The sequence below is a fragment of the Paenibacillus silagei genome (assembly GCF_017874735.1).
Classification (GTDB): domain Bacteria; phylum Bacillota; class Bacilli; order Paenibacillales; family Paenibacillaceae; genus Paenibacillus_AQ; species Paenibacillus_AQ silagei.
In genome coordinates this window covers 234429-255210 of the sequence record NZ_JAGGLV010000001.1, presented here as the reverse complement: position 1 = coordinate 255210, position 20782 = coordinate 234429, and the positions used below count along the sequence as shown (strand labels likewise).

Sequence of the window (20782 nt, the reverse complement as noted above, 5' to 3'; positions counted from 1 at the left end):
TCTAATAGATACTGCCGTAACATTCGGGTACAAGTATAAATAGAGAGATAAAGAATGTAACCTGCACTTTGGATCAGGCGGGGTTCTGCCGAATTCAGGAGTGCGGGGGTACACAACGTTTAGGAGGATTACACAGCATGTCCAAAACCGCTAAAATTGTCATTCTACTTATCGCCGTCATTGCGGTCGGCTGGGGAATCGGGAAGTACACGGCACCGTCCGCTTCCCAGGAGAACGAAACCAATATAAGCACAGGCACAGATCTGGGAGCCGAGGGGCCGGAGGCAGCGCCTGAAGCTTCGGCAGTGCCGGAGCCTACGGATCAGCCAGCTCCTGGCGGTTCAGGCAATGGCACATCCGGGAACAATGCTGCGCAGATGGTGGTAGCCGAGCCGGAGAGCATCACGGTTATGGTTAATAAGCAGTACAGCCTGCCTGATCAGTATAAGCCTGCCGATCTGGTCTACCCGGACGTACCTTTCATCTTCTCGGAGAAGATTGAGAAGCGGATGCTGCGGCGTGAAGCGGCTGCGGCGCTGGAGGAGATGTTCGCGGGGGCGAAGGCGGACGGGGTCTATCTGGCCGGTGTATCCGGCTACCGTTCGGAATCGACCCAGAGACGGCTGTTCGATAACTATGTCGCCAGAGACGGCGAAGAGAAGGCCCGGACTTACAGCGCCATGCCGGGACACAGCGAGCATCAGACGGGGCTGGCCATTGACCTGTCCGGCAGAGACGGCAAGTGTGCGGCGGAGAGCTGCTTTGCAGGAACGAAGGAAGCGGAGTGGCTTGCCGCCCATGCCGCTGAATACGGCTATATTATCCGGTTCCTTGAAGGCAAGGAGGCGATTACCGGGTACAAGTATGAGCCTTGGCATGTCCGGTATGTAGGCAAGGAGATTGCAGCTTCCATAGCCGAAAGAGGGATCACACTCGAAGAATATTACGACGCCGTCCCGGTGTCGAATTAACCTACACTATGATCAGGCGGTCCCGCGATTTGCGGGGCCGTTTGTGTGTCTGGGCGGGAGGGAGGTGGTTTGTTCGCCAGTTGGCTGTATCGCCACAATGAAGCGTGTACGGACATTAACGGGGCGCTATAGTAAGAGGTTGCATCTCTGAAGCTACAAAGAAGCAGGCTAGGGTGAGTAATGTATGCTTTTGATGCTACAAGGCACGCTAATGTCGGGTAATAGATGCTCTGATCATACGTGTGTCAGGAGAATAAGTGGATTTCATCCACCTGCTGTGGCGCGATTGAGCCCTCCTCTGGTAGCAATTGGAAAAAGAGCACTTAATTAATCACTATCCAGCAAAAGTAGCCAAACGCTCCAAATTAGATGCTGTTCATCCACTTTCTTCCGGCCAATCGTCTGAAACCGGGAAAATAAGATACGTTAATCCACGTGCTTGCTTCTGAGGCGGATAATGGCTCGTTCAGTAGCATGGTTCACCCCCGGAAACGCTGGTTAAGTAGTGGGAAACCGCACACTATGAAATGGGAGGCGTTCTGGATGTCTGAACATAATCATGTGGTGAGTAAGGACGGCAGTGTGACCATGAACCGGGTAACGGAGGCGCTGGACCGGATCGATCCGGGGCAGAAGGAGATGATTCTGGACAATTTCGGGCAGTTCAAGGCGTATTTAGGAAAGCGCATTCAACTGGCGCAAAAAATCGGTCTCAGCGACGAACAGCTGGCGCAGGCCGCCGAGAAAATCGCCGATTATCTGGCAGCGTATGAGGAGCCCCGCAATAGCGAAGAGAAGCTGTTGCTGGAATTGTGGAAGGCCGGGAACAAGGAGGAGCGCCACCGGCTGGCGCATATGCTGGTAAAGATGGTGCAGCACTAAAAGTAGCGGTACCGGAAAGTAGCAAACGTTTTTGTAGTAATCAACGCTGATGGCATAGAGTGCCTATACTCTCCTGCAAAAAGCATGAACAAGCAGCATGGCTCCCTGAAACAGTAACAACGTTGCTCCATCCCATCCTATAAAAGTAAAGTAAATCAGGCGGTTCCGTGATACTTGCGGTGCTGCCTTTTTGCTGTGCAGGAAACAATTGACCCAGCAGCGTATGGGAGATATAATTATTTTATTATATGAGCATTTGTTCATATGTATGATAATCAACCATCCAACTATTAACCATCCAAACCATCCATCCAACAAAGGAGCTATGTCCAATGACCACCCTCAATTTCCTATCCCTGATTTTATTCTTTACGTTCCTTGCCTCTTATGTGTTAAAGCTTGTAATTCTCAACAGAAAGAACAACATCCAGGCCAATGTACTGGGCAAAGGTAAGAAGATTACGACCATTAAATCAACCGAATGGTTTGTCAAAATCGCTACGCTTCTGTGGGGCGCTACATGGTTCCTGATGTCCATAGCTGAGCCGTATCTTGTGAACTTGCTTGGGCGGCATTATAATCTTCCGGTTGTGAATTATATCGGTGTGGGTATAGTTAGTATAGGGTGTGCGGTATTCATTCTTGCCATGGCAGCGATGAGCACTTCCTGGAGAGTAGGAATTGATAAGTCCACAACAACCAGGCTGGTGACCCGCGGGGTATATAAGATTAGCCGGAACGCTGCTTTTGTCGGCTTCGATCTGATGTTCGCAGGTCTTTATCTTATGTATCCGAGCTGGCTGACGCTGGTTATTCTAGTGTTGAATGTTGCTGCTATTCATCTGCTGATTCTGCAGGAGGAGAAGCATCTGCGTCTTGTCTTTGGCGAAGAATACAGATCCTACAGCAGCAGGACGCCAAGATATCTCTGAAGACTCTAAAATCCAACCCATTGGAGTTGCTCTCATATGAAATTAAGCATTCTCGATCAATCTCCGGTATCGGAGGGAAGCACTCCGGCAGAGGCGCTCCGGCAGACGGCCCTGCTGGCCCGTGAAGCGGAAAGGCTCGGCTATCACCGCTTCTGGGTTGCGGAGCATCATGCTGCGCCAGGCCTTGCCGGCTCCAGCCCTGAAGTGCTAATGGCGCATCTCGCTGCGGTGACCTCAGCGATCCGCATCGGCTCGGGAGCGGTGCTGCTCCCGCATTACAGTGCGTTCAAGGTCGCGGAGAATTTCCGCGTCCTGGAGGCGCTCTATCCCGGGCGGATCGATCTCGGGATAGGGAGAGCGGCAGGCGGCGGTGCCCTGGCCGCCAAAGCACTACAGGATACCCGTGTGACTATTGACGACGTTGACCGGTACGAGCAGCAGATTCAGGAGCTGATTGCTTATCTCTATGAATTTGAGGGCGGAGCATCCCCGCAGCGCTATGCCGGATTGCGGGCAACGCCTGCAGTAGACTCAGCACCGGAAATCTGGCTGCTGGGCTCCAGCCGGGAGAGTGCGGCGCTCTCGGCCCGGCTGGGAACCGGTTATGCCTTCGCCCGGTTTATTGCCGGGAATGGGGGAGCGGAAGTGGTGCATGAGTACCAGGACAGCTTCGCGCCATCCGTGGCCGCTGCATCGCCGAAGCCGCTGCTTGCGGTGTTCGCCGTCTGTGCAGAGACATCGGCCGAAGCAGACCGGCTGGCTGCCAGTATGGATCTCTCACTGGTAGCCTGGAGAGGGAACACCTCTCTTCCCCGACCCCGTCCGTAGAGACTGCACTGAACTATACATATACCCCTTACGACCGTTTTACCATTAAGGATAACCGGAAGCGGATGGTCATAGGCTCGCCTGCTGAAGTCAGGGAGCAGCTTCAGCTGCTGGCGGAGGAATACCGCTGCGGGGAGCTGATGATTTCTTCGCATATCCATGAGTTCAGGGACAAGCTGCAGTCCATCCGGCTCATCGCCGAAGCCTGCGGGCTGCAGCGCAGGGCGTAGCCTTTGCCGCCGGAATTTGGTTTTGGCTGCGAATAGGGTAAAATGAAGAGGTTACTTATCTAAAGCTTAAAGCGCACTTCAAAACTGGGCCATACAGCCGAAAGGAAGCGAAGCAGAGATGTCAATTTATAGTTTTGCCGGAGTGAAGCCTTCGGGTACAGAAGTGCCGTTTAAGGACTATGAGGGCAAGGTGCTGCTGATCGCCAATACCGCCAGCAAGTGCGGACTGACCCCGCAATACGGGGATTTGCAGAAGCTGTACGAGCAGTACGGGGACCAGGGGCTGGTGGTGCTGGGCTTTCCGTGTAACCAGTTCGCCGGTCAGGAGCCGGGCACAAGCGAGGAAGCGGAGTCCTTTTGCCAGATTAACTATGGGGTTACGTTCCCGGTGTTCGCCAAGGTCGATGTGAATGGTCCGGAGGCGAGCCTGCTGTTTCAATATTTGAAGGGTCAGCAGCCGGGTGACGGCGAGAGCAGTGATATCCAGTGGAACTTCACGAAGTTCCTGGTTGACCGCAGCGGCAATGTGGTGGCCCGTGTCGAGCCGAAGGAATCACCGGAGAGCATGAAGGGACTTATCGAATCCCTGCTGTAATGAGGCTGAAATCATCCGCTCTGAAGGCTGGAGCCAGGCAATACGTGTTCTCCCGGATAGTGGTGCAGATGCGCCCGGTCCGGGAGTTTTCTATACAATTAAGTTTCACCCTTTATGAAAATTATCCTTGAATCTTTTCAGAGACCCTGTATTCTTTGAAGAGAAATGCTTCGCCTGACTACATGAATCGCATACAGGAAGCAAGAATGCAGGATAATAACGGCAGGAGGGTTACATAACGGCATGAGGTTAATTACAGAGGTAGCATCGGCAGCGGGGATCAAGGAGGAGCATCTGGAACTTTACGGCAAATATAAAAGCAAGCTGGCGCCCTCGCTCTGGGCAGAGCTGAAGCACAAACCGGATGGCAAGCTGGTTCTGGTTACCGCAATGAATCCTACACCGGCAGGTGAAGGCAAGACGCTGACGACGATCGGGCTCGCCCAGGCGATGAATGCAGCGGGTGTACGGACGGTAGCAGCGCTGCGTGAACCCTCGCTTGGTCCCTGTCTGGGGATGAAGGGCGGAGCGACCGGGGGCGGCAAGGCGCAGATCGTTCCGGCAGATGAGATTAACTTGCATTTTACGGGGGATATCCATGCGGTGACGTCAGCACATAACCTGCTCTCGGCGATGATCGACAATCATATGTTTCAGGGCAACATCCTGGGGCTTGATCCGCAGCGAATCGTCTGGAAAAGGGTCATGGATATGAATGACCGCAGCCTGCGGAATATCGTGACCGGCATTGGCGACGGCAATGGAACTGTGCGGGAGAGCGGCTTCCAGATCACAACAGCCTCCGAGATTATGGCCGTGCTCTGCCTGTGCAGCGACCTTGCGGATCTGAAGCAGCGGCTCAGCCGCATTCTGATCGGGTATGACCATGCGGGTCAGCCGGTAACGGCACAGGCCATAGGAGCCGTAGAGGCGATGACTGCGCTGCTGAAGGAGGCGGTGAAGCCGAATCTGGTGCAGACGCTGGAAGGAACACCGGTCATTGTACATGGCGGCCCGTTCGCTAATATTGCCCACGGCTGCAGCAGTGTGATCGGAACCCGCTACGCGCTGAAGCTGGGCGATGTGGTGGTGACCGAGGCAGGCTTCGGCGCGGACCTGGGCGCGGAGAAATTCATGGACATCAAATGCCGCCAGGCCGGGCTGGCACCTTCGGCCGCTGTTCTGGTGGTTACGGTGAAGTCGCTAAAATACAACGGCGGCGTCCGCAAGGAAGAGCTGTATGAGGGCAATCGGCCGGCGCTGCTCTCCGGATTGTCCAATATGGAGCGGCATATTGAGAATCTGCGCAAGTTCGGTGTGCCTGTGTTGGTGGCGCTGAATCATTTTGAAGGGGATGCCCCTACTGAAGTGAATGAGGTGCTGGAAGCCTGCGGGCGGCTGGGTGTACCTGCTGCCGTATCCAAGGTATGGGCTGAGGGAAGCGCGGGCGGACAGGAGCTGGCGAAGGAGCTGATGAAGCTGCTGGACCGGGAAGAGCCTGTGAATTATGCGCCGCTGTATGAAGACCATCTGGATATTCCGTCCAAAATCAACCGCATCGTCACGGAGATCTACCGTGGTGCGGGAGTAGCCTTCTCTCCGGCAGCCAAGCGCAGTCTCGCTGTCATTGACCGGCTGGGCCTGCACCATCTTCAGGTCTGCATGGCCAAAACCCCGTATTCCTTCTCGGATCAGCCCCGGCTGCTCGGAGCCCCGGAAGGCTTCACCATGGGCGTCCGGGACATCACCCTGTCCCTCGGGGCGGGATTCGCTGTTGTGATCACCGGCAACATGGTCACGATGCCGGGTCTCCCCGCCAAGCCCGCAGCAGAAGGCCTGCTGGTGGATGAGGATGGCGTGATTTCGGGTCTGGAATAAGACAGCAGCAGCTAATAGTTGTAGTTTGGCCTCACTTTACCGCAGATATGCTGCGGAGGGTGAGGCTATTTGGTATGCGAAAAACCGAACACAATATGATACCCAGTAGGAGAATGGACCAACGTAGGTGAAAAACCGAACACATTGTGCAGCCGCGAGGGTCAGTGACCACAATGTAATCGAAAAACCGATTACAATGGGCTGGCGCGGCGGACACGGAGCAAATGTAATCGGAAAACCGATTACATTGGGATGGAGCAGCGGACACGGAGCAAATGTAATCGAAAAACCGATTACAATGGGCTGGCGTGGCGGATACGGAGCAAATGTAATCGGAAAACCGATTACATTGGGATGGAGCAGCGGATACGGAGCAAATGTAATCGAAAAACCGATTACAATGGGCTGGAGCGGCGGATACGGAGCAAATGTAATCGAAAAACCAGGGCTGCGGTTCTGCCTGGCTGCCCCTTGTGCTCCTCCTGCTGTTTCCTGCTCCTGGCAGACATAATGCCCCTCCTCCGGGGGAAACTAAGCTAAGGTTGAAGAGTGCAGCGGTGGTACAAATGGAGTGGATGATGCGGTGAAACTCCAAAGTTATTAAAATTTGAAATTGTGAACAATGTGAGAAAAATCACAATAACTCTTGCAATGTGATAAATATCACAATATAATCAGTGTATAAAGTGAAAACAATCACAAATGTAAAGTTGTATAAATGCAGTCAGTACAGCACTTTTTTACAGACGCAATCACAAGCCCTGATAAATAAGCTTTTCAACTTGGAGGAGGAAGAAATTATGAAAGTAGCAGTCATTGGATGTACCCACGCCGGAACGGCCGCCATTGTAAATACCGCACAGTTATACCCGGATGCCCAGATTACGGTGTACGAGCGCAACGATAATATCTCATTCCTGTCTTGCGGCATTGCCTTATACGTTGGCGGTGTGGTCAAGGACCCGCAGGGACTATTCTATTCCTCCCCGGAACAACTTGCCGCCCTGGGTGTGCAGACGAAGATGCGTCATGAGGTAATCAACGTGGATACTGCCCGTAAAACCCTAAAAGCCCGCAACCTCGTGACCGGCGAGGAAATGGAAGATACTTATGACAAACTGATTATGACAACAGGCTCATGGCCGATTGTGCCTAAGCTTGAAGGAATAGAGATGGAGGGCATCCTGCTCTCGAAGAACTACAATCATTCCAACACCATTATCGAAGAAGCACAGAAGGTGAACAGAATTACTGTGGTCGGCGCCGGTTATATCGGGGTCGAGCTGGTAGAGGCTTTTCAGATGAATGGCAAGGAAGTTACGCTGATTGATGGGGAAGACCGCATCCTGAGCAAATATCTTGATGAAGAGTTCACCGCACCGATCCAGCAGTCGCTTGAGGATCACGGCATTAAGCTGGCGCTGGGCGAGAAGGTCGCCTCTTTCGCTGGTGAGAACGGCAGAGTGACCAAGGTGATTACGAGCAAGGGTGAGCATGAGACGGATCTGGTGATTCTCTGCATCGGCTTCCGTCCGAATACCGAGCTGCTGAAGGGCCAAGTGGATATGCTGCCGAACGGCGCGATTATGGTTAACGATTATATGCAGACCAGCCTGCCGGATGTGTATGCTGCTGGTGACAGCTGCGCGATTCATTACAATCCGACTGGTAAACACGCGTATATCCCGCTGGCCACCAACGCAGTGCGTATGGGAACGCTGGTTGCCCGTAATCTGGTCTCGAATACGATCCCTTACATGGGAACACAAGGAACGTCGGGCATCAAGATCTATGAGGACAATATTGCCGGAACCGGACTGACGGAAGAGGCTGCTGCAGCCGAGGGAATGGATACGGAGAGTGTGATGCTGATCGACAACTACCGTCCGGAGTTCATGCCGACCTTCGAGCAGGTTCAGTTAAAAGTGGTCTTTGACCGTGCCACCCGCCGCATTCTGGGCGCGCAGATTATGTCCAAGATGGATCTGACGCAGTCGATCAATACCGTATCGGTCTGCATCCAGAATAAGATGACCGTGGACCAGCTGGCCTTCATCGACTTCTTCTTCCAGCCGCATTACAACAAGCCATGGAATTTCCTGAACACCGCAGGCCTTCAGGCTCTGCCGAAGCTGGCTGCCGTTAAAGAACCTGTACACGTATAAGAGCTGAATATTTTGCCGGAGCCCGCTTAGGGCTCTTTTTTCGTTGTTTGCGTGGACTATGGTATGTCTTGAAAATTGGTTTGGAGGAGTCTAAAATTAAAATGATAGGTTAACAAATAAAATACTTTTAGTAAATATTATGAAATGTGGTGGGATGAATCTTGAAATATTCCATTATGGTAATCGAAGATAATTCATCGATCCGTAAAGAGCTGGCCAATCTTCTTTGTAAAAGCGGATATGAGGCCAAAGAAGTTACAGACTTCCAGAATGCCGCCGAGATCGTGGAGGAAACTAGACCGCATCTTATTTTGCTTGATATTAATTTGCCCGGCATCGATGGTTTTCAGTTATGCAGCCAGATCCGCACCCATTCGGCTGTACCGATTATTTTTGTGACGAGCCGCAATACCGATCTGGATGAGTTAATGAGCATCACTTTAGGTGGGGATGACTTTGTGACGAAACCGTATAATACGGCGGTTTTGATGGCGAGAGTAGCTTCCCTACTGAAAAGGGCTTATCCGGAAACCGCTGAGGATGTGTTTGAACATAAAGGGGTGAAGCTGCATATTCTGGCAAGCTGTGTAGAATATAACGCCAGGCGTGTAGAGCTCTCACGGAATGAATTAAAGATTATGCATTATCTGATGCAGAACAAAGGAAAGATCGTTGGCCGGGGTGACCTCGTTGAGTTTTTATGGGATAGTGAGGCTTTTGTAGATGATAATACGCTGAGTGTCAATATAACCAGAATCCGGGGGAAGCTTGGAGAGCTTGGCGTGGAAGAATTTATCCATACCAAACGCGGGCAGGGTTACCTGATATGACTATAAAAGAGTATTTATACGATAACCTGCTATCCTTAGTCCTTAATCTTACCGGAATGGGAATGCTGTTTTTTTTTCTGCTGGCTAACGGCGATGACCCGAAAGAGATTCTATACCTTGTTTTGGTATGGGTATTTCTGCTGCTTGTTTATTATAGTTACCGGTATAGACAATTATCGAGAAATTATCATTGCCTGTTAGAGATTGCGGCCAAACTGGATAAAAAGTATCTGATTGCCGAAGTTATCGGCCGCCCCCGGAATACAACTGCCCTGCCTTACTTTCTCCTCATGAAAATAGCCCAAAAGTCCATGCTTGAAGAACTCACACTCATTAAAAATAACCGTAAAGAATATAAAGAATACATTGAGCAGTGGGTGCATGAGATCAAAACGCCCATCTCCGCAATCAAGCTGAGCGCCGAGAATAACAAATCCGAGGTGACCAGGTACATCCTATCCGAGCTGGAGAACCTTGAGCAATATGTGGATCAGGCTTTATTCTACGCCCGCAGTGAGCATGTGGAACAAGATTATCTGATTAGAGAATGCTCCCTGGTCTTCTGTGTACATGAATGCTTAACGAAGCACAAGCAGATGTTCATCAAGAATAAAATCAAGGTTCAACTGGAAGGTTTGGACAAAAACGTATACACCGATAAGAAATGGCTGTCGTTCATTATTACTCAGCTGCTGATCAATGCGGTCCAATATAAGAAAGCTTCTGAGGCGATGATTACAATCACCTCAGAAAATGTTCAGAATGGCGTAAAGCTGATGATCACTGATAATGGGATTGGTATTGCGGCCCACGAGCTTCAGCGGGTATTTGAAAAAGGGTTCACCGGAAGCAATGGGCGCCGGCTGGCGAGCTCGACCGGGATTGGACTTTATTTGTGCCGCAAGCTGAGCCTGAAACTCGGGCTGATCCTTGAAATAGAGTCCGAGGAAGGCTTGTATACGCAGGTCTCGCTGTTTTTCCCGAAAGGAAGCTTTAACATCCTATGAATAAGTTATCTTACAGAACTGTAAGTTTCACGTAAGCTTATTTGATACAATCGCTTATGCTTCAAGTCTATACTTAATCTCGAGGTGAGAGGGAATGAAACCGATTCTGGAGGTCGTGAACATAGAGAAGTACTATGGGGGCAAGACCAGTGTAACCAAAGCCCTCAATGACATCAGTTTTACAGTACATGAAGGTGAGTTTATCGGCGTCATGGGACCGTCAGGCTCGGGGAAGACGACATTACTGAACATGATTGCAACGATCGATGAGGTGAGTGCTGGCCATATTCACCTGGATAATCAGGATTTAACGGAGATTCATCCCAAAAAAATGGCACAATTCAGACGTGAAAATCTGGGCTTCGTCTTTCAGGATTTCAATTTACTGGATACCCTGACTGTTGGGGAAAATATCGCACTTGCGCTGACCATTAACCAATATAAAGATACAGAAATTGATGAACGGGTTCAGCAGATGGCCAAGCGGCTTGGAATCAGTGAGCTTGTAGATAAATATCCTTATGAGATTTCCGGAGGGCAGAAGCAGCGTACAGCATGTGCAAGGGCGTTAGTGACCTCACCCAAGCTGATATTGGCAGATGAACCCACAGGGGCGCTTGATTCCAAATCCTCGCAGATTCTGCTGGAGACCCTATCAGATTTAAACCGGCAGCTGAATGCCACAATATTAATGGTTACCCATGATCCATATGCGGCAAGCTACTGCAGCCGGATATTGTTCATCAAGGACGGAAAGCTTTTCACGGAAATGATCAGAGGAGAACAACCGCGTAAAGTTTTTTTTAGCCGGATATTGGATACGATTGCCTTACTTGGGGGCGAGATTACCAATGTACACTAAATTATCAGTCCGCAATGCCAGACGGTCTATGATGGATTATCTAATCTACTTCGTGACGCTTGTGATTAGCATAAGCCTGTTTTATGCATTTCTCTCGGTCTCAAGCTCTCACTACCAGATTATCACGCTGGCCGAATACAATTTCGAACAGCTGTACACCTATTTAAGATATGGGACGTACCTGGTCTCGGCAGTCCTGATTTTCCTCGTATACCAGGTTAACAAATATATGATTAAGAGGCGCAAGAGGGAATTTGCTACCTATGTGCTGCTAGGAATGGAGCAAACCAGAGTCGCCTTTTTATTTTTTATCGAAACGCTGGTTGTGCTGTCTGTCTCTATGGTTATCGGGATTTTGTGCGGAACTTTATTTTCACAGGTGCTGACTTCTTTGATATTGGCTGCTCTTCAAAGCGATATTACCCTCAAGTTGCGGTTATATCCGGATACTATGCTGCAGACGGTATTATTTTTTTTGCTTATTTTTATTATAATCGGGCTGTTGAACGTCCGGCAGTTAAGAAAGTTGAAGCTTATCGATATGCTGAATAGTGACAAAAAGACGGAGATCCAGTTTACCAGAGGTAAATTGTTTTACTTGACGGTTGCAGGTATCAGTATAGTCTGTTTTGCTGCAGCTGCGGCATCCATGAAGAGATATTTGGGCATTCTGCCGCTGGCTTCAGTCGACGTATCCGTTAAAAACCAGACCCTGTTTTTATTTATTCTGTTCTTGATTGCCGGAGTCTACGGATTATTCTTTTCGCTAGGTTATCTGCTGGTTCTGGTTAAGCAAAAAAATATCCGTTGGAAGTACAAAAAAACGAATTTATTCCTGATCGGCAGCCTGCTCTCAAAAATTTCAACTACATCCTTTATGCTGGCAACCATAAGCTTAACTCTTCTTGGGGCTATTGTTAGCTTTGTGTTCGGTCCTGTTGCCTCACAGTGGGCTAAAGGGTATCTCGATTACCGGAGTGTTTACGACATTCAAATGAATAATGTCTATAATTCCATTGCTGAAATCAATGACCTGCCCGTTATTCATTACCAGAAAGTAAAGGATTATATTGCTGAAAGCGGTTTTGGGATCAAAGAGTCGGTGGAGTTTGAGCTCAAGTTTCTGCATGAGGATGATTTTTTTAAACGGCGGCGCGGAGAGTTCCCTGTATTGGCTATTTCCCTGAGTGATCTGAACCAATTGAGAACAATGGCCGGCTACAAAGAAATTGCATTAGAGGAAAATGAATTCACGACACAGTGGGATCAGACGGTTACTGAAAGCGGAATCCGAGCGGAACTGAAACATATGCCTGCACTTTCAATTGGCGGGAGTTCCTATCATTTAAGCAATGAGCCCTTTTATAAGGAGAGTCTTGGAGAATCCATCTTTAATTTTTACACGGATTATTTAATAGTTATACCAGATGCTGCATCCGAAACATTAATAACGGCCACTACCAATTTCTATGCCAACACGTCCAGAGAGATGAGTTACGAATTTGCAGAGGGGCTTAGTGCTTATGCAGAGCGGTGGTTCAGGGACGAGTATACTGCACTTTATGAGAAATACGAGAATGATCCAGAATTTAAAGACTTCATCGTAGTAAGGACAGGTACAGAACAGATGAATAATGCAACGATAGCGTCACTTCTGATCAACATCATCGGACTGTATCTGGGCACCATTCTGTTAATTATTTGTCTGACTCTACTTGCTCTCCATCAGCTCTCGGATTCTCTGGAGCACAAGAAAAGATACATGATCCTGCAAAAGCTGGGCGTCGATTCCGAAAGCATCAGCAGACTTATATTTAAACAGATCGGTATGTATTTCGGAATTCCTTTATTCACAGGCTTTTTCGGTTTTATAGTTCTGCTCTATCTCTTCAGCCTGGGGAATGTTAACAAGATCAGGACTTTTGTAGGCAGCGGAGTGTTTGTAATGAATCTTACGGTCGCGCTTTTCCTTGTTGTTGTAATCTATGCTGCTTACTTTTTTACGACTTATATAAGCTTTAAGAGGAATTTATTAAGGGATTAGTATGAGGTCAATCAATACTTTTATCACGAATTGCTCATATCTTATCATGAAAGACAATAATGGTGTTACTAACTCAATGAGGTGGTGAAATGATACAATCAGGTACAAGTACTTGTATGGGATTATATATAATAGTATCATAATAGTAGGAAATATTTCCAACATAATACTGAGGAGGAAAAGAAAATGTTTAAACAAGTCAATGTTTCTGAGTCTTTAGTCGAGCCAAATGGTGTGTGTATTTTCTGTGATTATCCGAAAGATAATGACTGTGCAATTTGCGACGGCGGAAAGCTTGACTTCATTGAACCATAATAAATTTTAAATAGACCAAGGCTCTATGAAACCTATCCAATCATGGATAGTAAGTTCCTAGAGCCTTGCTATTTTTTATGTCTGCAACGTAATTGTAATTTGAAGAGGGAGGAATATTAATGAGTCATCTCACTGAAAAATTATCATTTTATCCATATAGAATCTTTAATGAGGATAGCGGAAGCTATCTGTACAGCTTGAACAATAACAAGATTTTCGAAATTGATGAGAAGGTAGAGAAGTTATTAAATCAGGAAGGTAAGGATTTTGAGCAGGCGTATAACAGCGTTGCAGATGTATTTACGGAGCATGAGTTCAGTGAAGTTATATCTCAGATGGAAGAGGCGTTCTTCATAAAGAATGCTGAAGCAGATCTTAAAATGGAAAAGGCTTACACTAAAGAAATGCCAGATTCCATCTCCTCCATTACTTTAATGATTGTCCAAGAGTGTAATATGAGATGCAGCTATTGTTACGGCGAAGCCGGGGAATACCATGACCGGGGGAAGATGAAGTTCAGCACAGCTCAAAAAGCTATTGATTTCCTGCTTGCCAATTCGCAGACAAAAGAGCTTTCTATTTGTTTGTTCGGCGGAGAGCCCTTGCTCAACTTCAACCTGTTTAAACAAGTTGTCGCGTATTGCAAAGAGAAGGAAGCGGAGACAGATAAAATTTTCCGTTTTACAACTACGACTAATGGAACTCTTATTAATGAAGAGATTGAGCGATTTTTTACAGAAAACAAGATCACAGTGCAGATCAGTCTGGATGGAGACAGGGAAACCCATGACAGAAATCGCTATTTTCAAAATAGAATCGGGTCCTATGACATGATATTGGAGAACACAAAAAATATGCGTGAGAACAGCGCGATATCCTGCAGAGCAACTATTACAAAAAAGGGCTTCGATTTAGTCAGCAGTTTTGAACATTTGTATGACTTGAATTTCAGAGCCATCCCCATGTCGCCGGCTTACAATTTATTAAAAGATGAGGATTATCCTGAATTAACGGAAGAATACAACAGATTAATTGACCATTACGAGCAGCTCATTAAAAAAGGGGACCGTGACAGATATTCTAAACTGAGTATATTCACCGGTTTTATGCGGAAAATTCATCAGGGTTCTACACGGGCGCTTCCTTGTGGAGTAGGCTGGAATATGTACGCTATTGATATTAATGGGGATATTTATCCGTGTCACCGGTTTGTTTCTAATAAAGAGTATGTTCTGGGCAACATTAATACAAAAGCTGAACGAAGAGATTCATTCCTTGAGGAAATCAATGTTTCTAACCATAAACAATGTGATGATTGCTGGGCCCGAAATTTATGTATAGGCGGTTGCCCTAACGAGAATCTGAATCTCACTGGCAGTGTTACGGAAATGAGTGAACCTGTGTGCGAGCTTACAAAAAATATTTTTGAAAGATTGATCCGGCTTTACATACGGTTGACACCTGAAGAAAAAGAAAGATTCTTTAATCCAAAACAAGCTACTGTGATTAGCAGTTGAGTGCATTTAGCAGTTACAGGAAGGTTATGAAAGCGAAGGGGGGAGATTGGAGTGGGGAAATTAATAAAAGCTTTTAAGGATGTTCGGTATATTCTGATAAGCATCCACAAATATGACAGGAAGCTCCTGATCTATTGTACTCTTTTTTCTACGATGAAAGGCTTATCCCCCTTTGTTTTCATAATTCTGCCACAGCTTCTGGTTGAAGAATTAATGAACGCCCGAAGAGCGGATTACATCCTCACTGTGATCTTCATAGGGTGTTTTATTTATACTATCCTGACCATTTTTAAAAATTACTTTAATGCTAAATGTATTCCGGGCTATGCCAGAATCAGGAATGTCTTCACTATCAGACACTGGGATAAAACATTGACCATGGATTATGAGCATTTGGAAGATAAGGACATGCTGGATCAGAATAGAAGGGCTTTAAGAGCGGTTTCGAGTACCAGCCTGGGGTTCGAAGCTGCTATAAAAAAAATGTTCGAGCTTTTTTCTTACGGACTTAGTCTTATAGGCTATATTGCTATTATTTCCCGTCTGCATTTTTTAGTCGTTATATTAATAGCACTAGTGGTTATTATTAACTTTTATATTGATCTTAGTACTAAGCGTTACGACCAGAAGCTTAATATTTCCAACATAACATTACAAAGAAAAGCTGATTACCTTAGTAATCTCATGCATGATTTTACCTATGCCAAAGATATTCGTTTATACCGGATGAATGACTGGATTTATAAAGATTTTGATCATACATACGAAGCTAATATAGACGTGCAACGGAGAATTCAAAGGCGGAATTTAATTTCCGGTATAGCCATTCAGTGTGGAGTTATCTCACAGATGGCCGCAAGTTATGGTTATCTTGTATACAGAGTACTTATAAATACAATTTCTATTGCCGATTTTTTGATGTTCTCAACAACGATTAATAAGCTTAATGAGAGCCTTCAACAGTGTATTCAGCTATATACTGGAATCATAAAAGACTTTATGACTATTGATGATTATCGCTGTTATATGGAACAAGAGCCTACAACTCATTCCCCTAAACTCCCTGTAAAAGGATTTAACCATGAGTTTTCATTTTCTGACCTCTGCTACAGATACCCCGGTACTAACAAATATGCGCTGCATTATATTAATGGAGTTATCAAAAAAGGGGAGCGCATTGCAATTGTCGGTCCAAACGGATCCGGAAAAACTACATTTATTAAATTGCTGCTTAGGCTTTATAACGCTTCCGAGGGTGAAATCCGGATAGATAATGAGAATATAAATAAATTCGAGTGCAAACCATACTTCGACTTGTTCTCAGTTGTTTTCCAGGATATAAAAGTGCTGGCTTTTACACTCGCTGAGAATATATCCTTACAAGAATCCCAAACCACTAACACTGCAAAAGTTATTTCTTCACTTAAACAAGTCGGATTATGGGAAAAAGTCAGTGAAATGCCCAAGAGGATACATACAAGCTTACTTCAAATTTTCGATGACAGTGGTATCGATCTTTCCGGGGGAGAGAAACAGAAGCTTGCTGCAGCACGCGCTTTCTACAAAGACGCACCTGTCGTAATACTGGATGAGCCAACTGCGGCGCTTGATCCGTTGTCAGAGTATCAGATTTTTAAACGGTTTGATGAAATGGTGAAAGATAAAACGGCCTTTTATATTTCTCATCGTTTATCGAGTACCCGCTTTTGTGATCGAATTCTTGTTTTTAATGAGGGGACCATTGTAGAAAGCGGTTCTCATCTGGAGCTTCTGAACAAACAGGGGTTATATGCTCACATGTTTAATGTCCAGGCGCAGTATTATCAGGAATCGGATACGGTCCAGGAGGGGACATATGCAGTCAATCAATAAACGTTTCAACCTGAAAGGCCTTCATCTTCTTCTTAGCGTAGTATGGAAAACCTCGCCATTCGTGTTTGTTACTGTTCTTCTGGTAACATTGGCTAACACTGCTTTACAGTTCATTCCGGTTCTGATGCCTAAGATTATCATCGATGAATTAATGGGCCAGTGCAGGAATTCTATACTTGCCAGAGATATTGCTCTATTTGTTGCTGTGAGTTTAGGCTTAAACGTATTTACAATGGCTTTGCAATATTATATAAACACTAAAAATTTAGAAATCACAAAAGAATTTAACTTGAAGATAGGAAGCAAATTATTAACTATGGATTACGAGTACACTGAGAGTCCTGCAGCGCTGGATAAAAAAGAACAGGCCTATCAGGCTATTTCGGCATCGGGTGGCATCACCAGTCTCCTTAACACCTTGATAAGTACAATCTCCAGCCTACTGTCTATTGCTGGTCTGATATATATTCTCTCTACTTTGAACTACTTGATAATAGGAATTATAGTGCTCATTATTCTGATAAATACTTTGCTTCAAAGAAAAACCCGTAATATTCAATATAGCTTTTGGCATAAGTTAATCCCTGTGAATCGTGAGTACAACTACTTTTATAGAACAATCCTTGACTTCAATTTTGGGAAGGATATCCGCTTATATAATATTAAAGATTTGCTTCTGCAGAAAAGTAAGCAAAATATGAAAAAGACCGTGGATAATATGATGGAGTTAACTAACAAAAAAAGCTTATATGCATGTGTTACTGAGATTGCCGTGCTGGTACAGCAGGGGGTCATTTACGGTTACATGGCTTATAAGGTACTGAACAATTCGATCAATATAGGGTCTTTTACTATGTATGTGTCAGCTGTTTATAAGCTTAGCCAAAATATAAACTTGATTATCGGTTACATTATTAATCTCTCACAAAGCTTACTTTACTTGAACGCGTTCGTGGAATTTATTAATCTGCCTAATCAAAAACAGCGAACGGGCCAACCGGTTAAACTAACAAATCCCTACCAGTTGAAGCTGGTGAATGTATCTTTCAAATATCCTGCGGCAGAGCAATATACTTTGCATAACGTTAGTCTTACGCTGAATAGTGGTGATCGTCTATCGGTCGTCGGAATGAATGGTTCCGGTAAAACAACTTTAATTAAATTAATAACAAGACTATACGATCCGACAGAAGGAGAGATTCTGTTAAACGGTGTAAACATAAAAAATTATGATTATACAGAGTATCTTGATCTTTTTTCAGTTGTGTTTCAGGATTTCAGATTTCTGGCTGCTTCTTTAAAAGACAATATAACTGTTGGGCAGGGATGCAAAGAGCGAACCCATCTGCTGGAGACTCTGAGCAAAGTGAATCTTCATGAAAAAATAGAAGGATTTGTAAATCAAGAAGATACAATGTTGTATAAAATATTTGATGAACAGGGCGTAGATTTATCCGGCGGGGAAAGCCAAAGACTTGCTATTGCCAGAGCATTGTACAAGGATGCCCCTATTGTTATATTGGATGAACCGACTGCAGCCTTAGACCCTCTATCTGAATATCATTTATACAGTCACTTCAATGATCTTACAGCAAATAAGACTGCAATTTATATTTCGCACCGCTTATCCAGTTGTAAATTCTGCGATACAATAGCGGTTTTTCAGAGAGGACAGTTGATTGAAAAGGGAAGTCACGAGGAGCTAATGGCCTGTTCATCTGGGATTTATAGGGAGATGTTCAATGCACAGGCTAAACAATATGTAATATGAGAAGATGGGAATGGATTCTAATTAATAATTATACCTTTTTAAGATTATTTTATGTACTATTTTCCTCATATTAAAAATATTGTTTTTGTATTATATTTTATTTACAACACTGTTTTGCTTGTTATTTGGCAATTCGGTTGCCTCAAAGTCCGCATCAGTTTAATTGATAGTTTACGTTTGTATAATTGAATTCAGTAAGACGATTATTAAAAATGGGGAGAGAACTATGAAAATCATAATTTGCGAAAATAATGATCAGGCAGCGTTATCAGTTCATTCAGCGATAAAATCCATAGTATCTGAACTGGATGTCAGCATATCTGTTCCGCTCATTACTTCTGATCCCAGAAGGGTGATCCGTTATCTCTCAGCTAATAATCACAGTGACTGTGTTTACTTATTGGAACTAAAACTGCAATCAGAATTAAACGGAATTGACCTGGCAAAAATAATAAGAGACTACGACCCGTTGGGTTATATCGTATTTCTAACTTCCTCATTCGAACTTGACCTCTTAACATACCAGCATAAAATTAAAGCTATGGACTACATATTTAAATTCCCCTTCTTGGATTTACCCAAAAGACTGAAGTTATGTCTAAGTTCAATTATAGGCGACTTCAAAAAGATTAATGTGGGTCATAAGGATAATCTGTTAACAATTGATACTGCTACACAAGTAATTAATATTAACATTTCAGAAATCCAGTTTCTTGAAACAGACATAAACCACCGCATTAAAATACATAGTCTCAATGAAACTATAGAATGCTACGGAACGTTGAAAAGTGTAGAATCTCTCCTCCCAAGCTATTTTTGTAAAGTGCACAGATCTTATATAGTGAATACCAGATATATTAAATCGATTGATAAAACTCAATTCACGCTTAATATGACCAATAAAGAAACCGTTTACGTATCAAAAAGAAATATGCAATCCCTGTTATCCTATTTCAGCGTTTCCGTTTAAAGATCCGAAACGGCTGTTCCACTTAGGAACGCCGTTTTTTTGGTTGTTGCATGTCATGTAAGCAGGCATTGTCTAGCCGGTGAATCGACAAAAGTTCCCGGAACTGCATTAAATCAGTGCATGATGCCAGCTTTTGTGGTAAATTTGACATGTCAGTGAAAACTTTCACGTGGTTTTTATGATAGTGACTTTTATCACGTAAATGTGATTGGGATCACGTTACAATGGCATAAAGGAACAAATTTTAAGTAATTCGAAGGGGATAGGAATCATGGCTTATAACAAACCGCAGGGAATCGCTGAAGTGACGGTAGAGAACGGAATTAAGAAGGCGCATAATCCGCTCAGCACTGTACTCATTCTCGGTTTCCTGGGAGGAGCGTTTATCGCGCTCGGATTTTTGCTGGATATTCGTGTCATTGCCGGTGCACCCGCCGAGTGGGGGTCCATAGCTAACTTCATCGGGGCTGCGGTGTTCCCGGTTGGACTGGTGCTGGTGCTGCTTGCCGGAGGCGAACTGCTTACGGGCAATATGATGGCGGTGCCGCTGGCTTTTATGGCGAAGAAGATTTCGTTCTGGGAAGTCATGAAGAACCTGGTGCTGATCACGCTCAGCAACCTGGCAGGCGCCTTGTTCGTCGCTTATTTCTTCGGTCACATCGTTGGCCTTACATCAGATGGCGTGTATCTGGAGAAGCTGGTAAGTATGGCGGAGCATAAGATCGATGCTACGTTCCTGCAGGCTTTTATCTCCGGGATCGGCTGTAACTGGCTGGTAGCGCTGGCGGTATGGCTGTCGTACGGGGCAGACAATTTCAGCGGCAAAATCCTCGGTATCTGGTTTCCGACCATGGCGTTCGTGGCCATCGGCTTCCAGCACGTTGTAGCTAACATGTTCCTTATCCCTGCTGCGATCTTCGAAGGGCATTTCACCTGGGCCCAGTACTTCGGCAACTTCGTTCCGGTCTGGCTGGGCAATCTGACGGGCGGCGCGATCTTCGTGGCTGCTGCGTACTGGATGGCTTATTTGCGCAAGGAGCCGGGTGCTGTGAGCCCTTCCGCGGGCGTCCCTGCTGCGGGATTGAAGAAACACGCTTAATGCGTAATCATTGA

The 20782-nt window shown here is 45.8% G+C and carries 17 protein-coding genes and 1 pseudogene; all 18 read left to right on the top strand.

Translation table 11 applies throughout. The features are described 5' to 3' along the window. Positions 1-137: 137 nt before the first annotated feature. The 18 genes and pseudogenes from J2Z70_RS01045 (at position 138) to J2Z70_RS00965 (ending at position 20768) form a co-directional block, all read left to right on the top strand. On the top strand, positions 138-971 hold the full coding sequence (locus J2Z70_RS01045) for a M15 family metallopeptidase (RefSeq protein ID WP_209868537.1): 834 nt from the start codon (positions 138-140) through the stop codon (positions 969-971). A 543-nt stretch (positions 972-1514) separates the two neighbouring features. Continuing rightward, on the top strand, positions 1515-1853 hold the full coding sequence (locus tag J2Z70_RS01040; protein ID WP_209868536.1) for a DUF3243 domain-containing protein: 339 nt from the start codon (positions 1515-1517) through the stop codon (positions 1851-1853). Positions 1854-2185: 332 nt separating this feature from the next. Beyond that, positions 2186-2785 (top strand): methyltransferase family protein, encoded by a 600-nt coding sequence (locus J2Z70_RS01035; RefSeq protein WP_209868534.1) that lies wholly within the window; start codon positions 2186-2188, stop codon positions 2783-2785. Between the two features lie 36 nt (positions 2786-2821). Next, positions 2822-3843, top strand: a pseudogene (locus J2Z70_RS01030) (LLM class flavin-dependent oxidoreductase). 118 nt (positions 3844-3961) lie between these two features. Next, positions 3962-4438 carry a glutathione peroxidase gene (locus J2Z70_RS01025; protein WP_209868532.1) on the top strand — a complete coding sequence of 159 codons (477 nt, stop codon included), beginning with the start codon at positions 3962-3964 and terminating at the stop codon, positions 4436-4438. Positions 4439-4681: 243 nt separating this feature from the next. Continuing rightward, entirely contained in the window at positions 4682-6316 is a 1635-nt protein-coding gene (locus tag J2Z70_RS01020) for a formate--tetrahydrofolate ligase (RefSeq protein ID WP_209868531.1), read from the top strand. 127 nt (positions 6317-6443) lie between these two features. Further along, positions 6444-6827 carry a hypothetical protein gene (locus J2Z70_RS01015; RefSeq protein WP_209868529.1) on the top strand — a complete coding sequence of 128 codons (384 nt, stop codon included), beginning with the start codon at positions 6444-6446 and terminating at the stop codon, positions 6825-6827. Positions 6828-7116: 289 nt separating this feature from the next. Beyond that, positions 7117-8481, top strand: coding sequence for an FAD-dependent oxidoreductase (locus J2Z70_RS01010; RefSeq protein WP_209868527.1), 1365 nt, complete (start codon positions 7117-7119; stop codon positions 8479-8481). Positions 8482-8642: 161 nt separating this feature from the next. Further along, a complete protein-coding gene (locus J2Z70_RS01005) occupies positions 8643-9311 on the top strand; it encodes a response regulator transcription factor (protein ID WP_245367894.1) in 669 nt (222 codons plus the stop codon). Further along, complete coding sequence (locus J2Z70_RS01000; RefSeq protein WP_209868525.1) at positions 9308-10318, top strand: sensor histidine kinase; 1011 nt, start codon at positions 9308-9310, stop codon at positions 10316-10318. Before J2Z70_RS01005 ends, J2Z70_RS01000 begins: the two co-directional genes overlap by 4 nt. Positions 10319-10412: 94 nt before the next feature. Then, positions 10413-11180, top strand: coding sequence for an ABC transporter ATP-binding protein (locus tag J2Z70_RS00995; protein WP_209868524.1), 768 nt, complete (start codon positions 10413-10415; stop codon positions 11178-11180). After that, positions 11170-13224, top strand: coding sequence for an FtsX-like permease family protein (locus J2Z70_RS00990; RefSeq protein ID WP_342592970.1), 2055 nt, complete (start codon positions 11170-11172; stop codon positions 13222-13224). Before J2Z70_RS00995 ends, J2Z70_RS00990 begins: the two co-directional genes overlap by 11 nt. A 186-nt stretch (positions 13225-13410) precedes the next feature. Beyond that, positions 13411-13539: a hypothetical protein gene (locus J2Z70_RS33585; protein WP_281068106.1), complete on the top strand. Its 129-nt coding sequence runs from the start codon at positions 13411-13413 to the stop codon at positions 13537-13539. A 119-nt stretch (positions 13540-13658) separates the two neighbouring features. Then, the gene (gene papB / locus J2Z70_RS00985) at positions 13659-15056 is read left to right on the top strand and encodes a PapB family radical SAM/SPASM ranthipeptide maturase (protein WP_209868520.1); all 1398 of its coding nucleotides are present in this window, start codon (positions 13659-13661) and stop codon (positions 15054-15056) included. Positions 15057-15209: 153 nt separating this feature from the next. Then, complete coding sequence (locus tag J2Z70_RS00980; RefSeq protein ID WP_209868518.1) at positions 15210-16928, top strand: ABC transporter ATP-binding protein; 1719 nt, start codon at positions 15210-15212, stop codon at positions 16926-16928. Next, a complete protein-coding gene (locus J2Z70_RS00975) occupies positions 16912-18699 on the top strand; it encodes an ABC transporter ATP-binding protein (RefSeq protein WP_209868516.1) in 1788 nt (595 codons plus the stop codon). Before J2Z70_RS00980 ends, J2Z70_RS00975 begins: the two co-directional genes overlap by 17 nt. A 226-nt stretch (positions 18700-18925) precedes the next feature. Beyond that, positions 18926-19669, top strand: coding sequence for a LytR/AlgR family response regulator transcription factor (locus J2Z70_RS00970; protein ID WP_209868515.1), 744 nt, complete (start codon positions 18926-18928; stop codon positions 19667-19669). A gap of 271 nt (positions 19670-19940) precedes the next feature. Further along, positions 19941-20768, top strand: coding sequence for a formate/nitrite transporter family protein (locus tag J2Z70_RS00965; protein WP_209868513.1), 828 nt, complete (start codon positions 19941-19943; stop codon positions 20766-20768). The last annotated feature ends 14 nt before the right edge of the window (positions 20769-20782 follow it).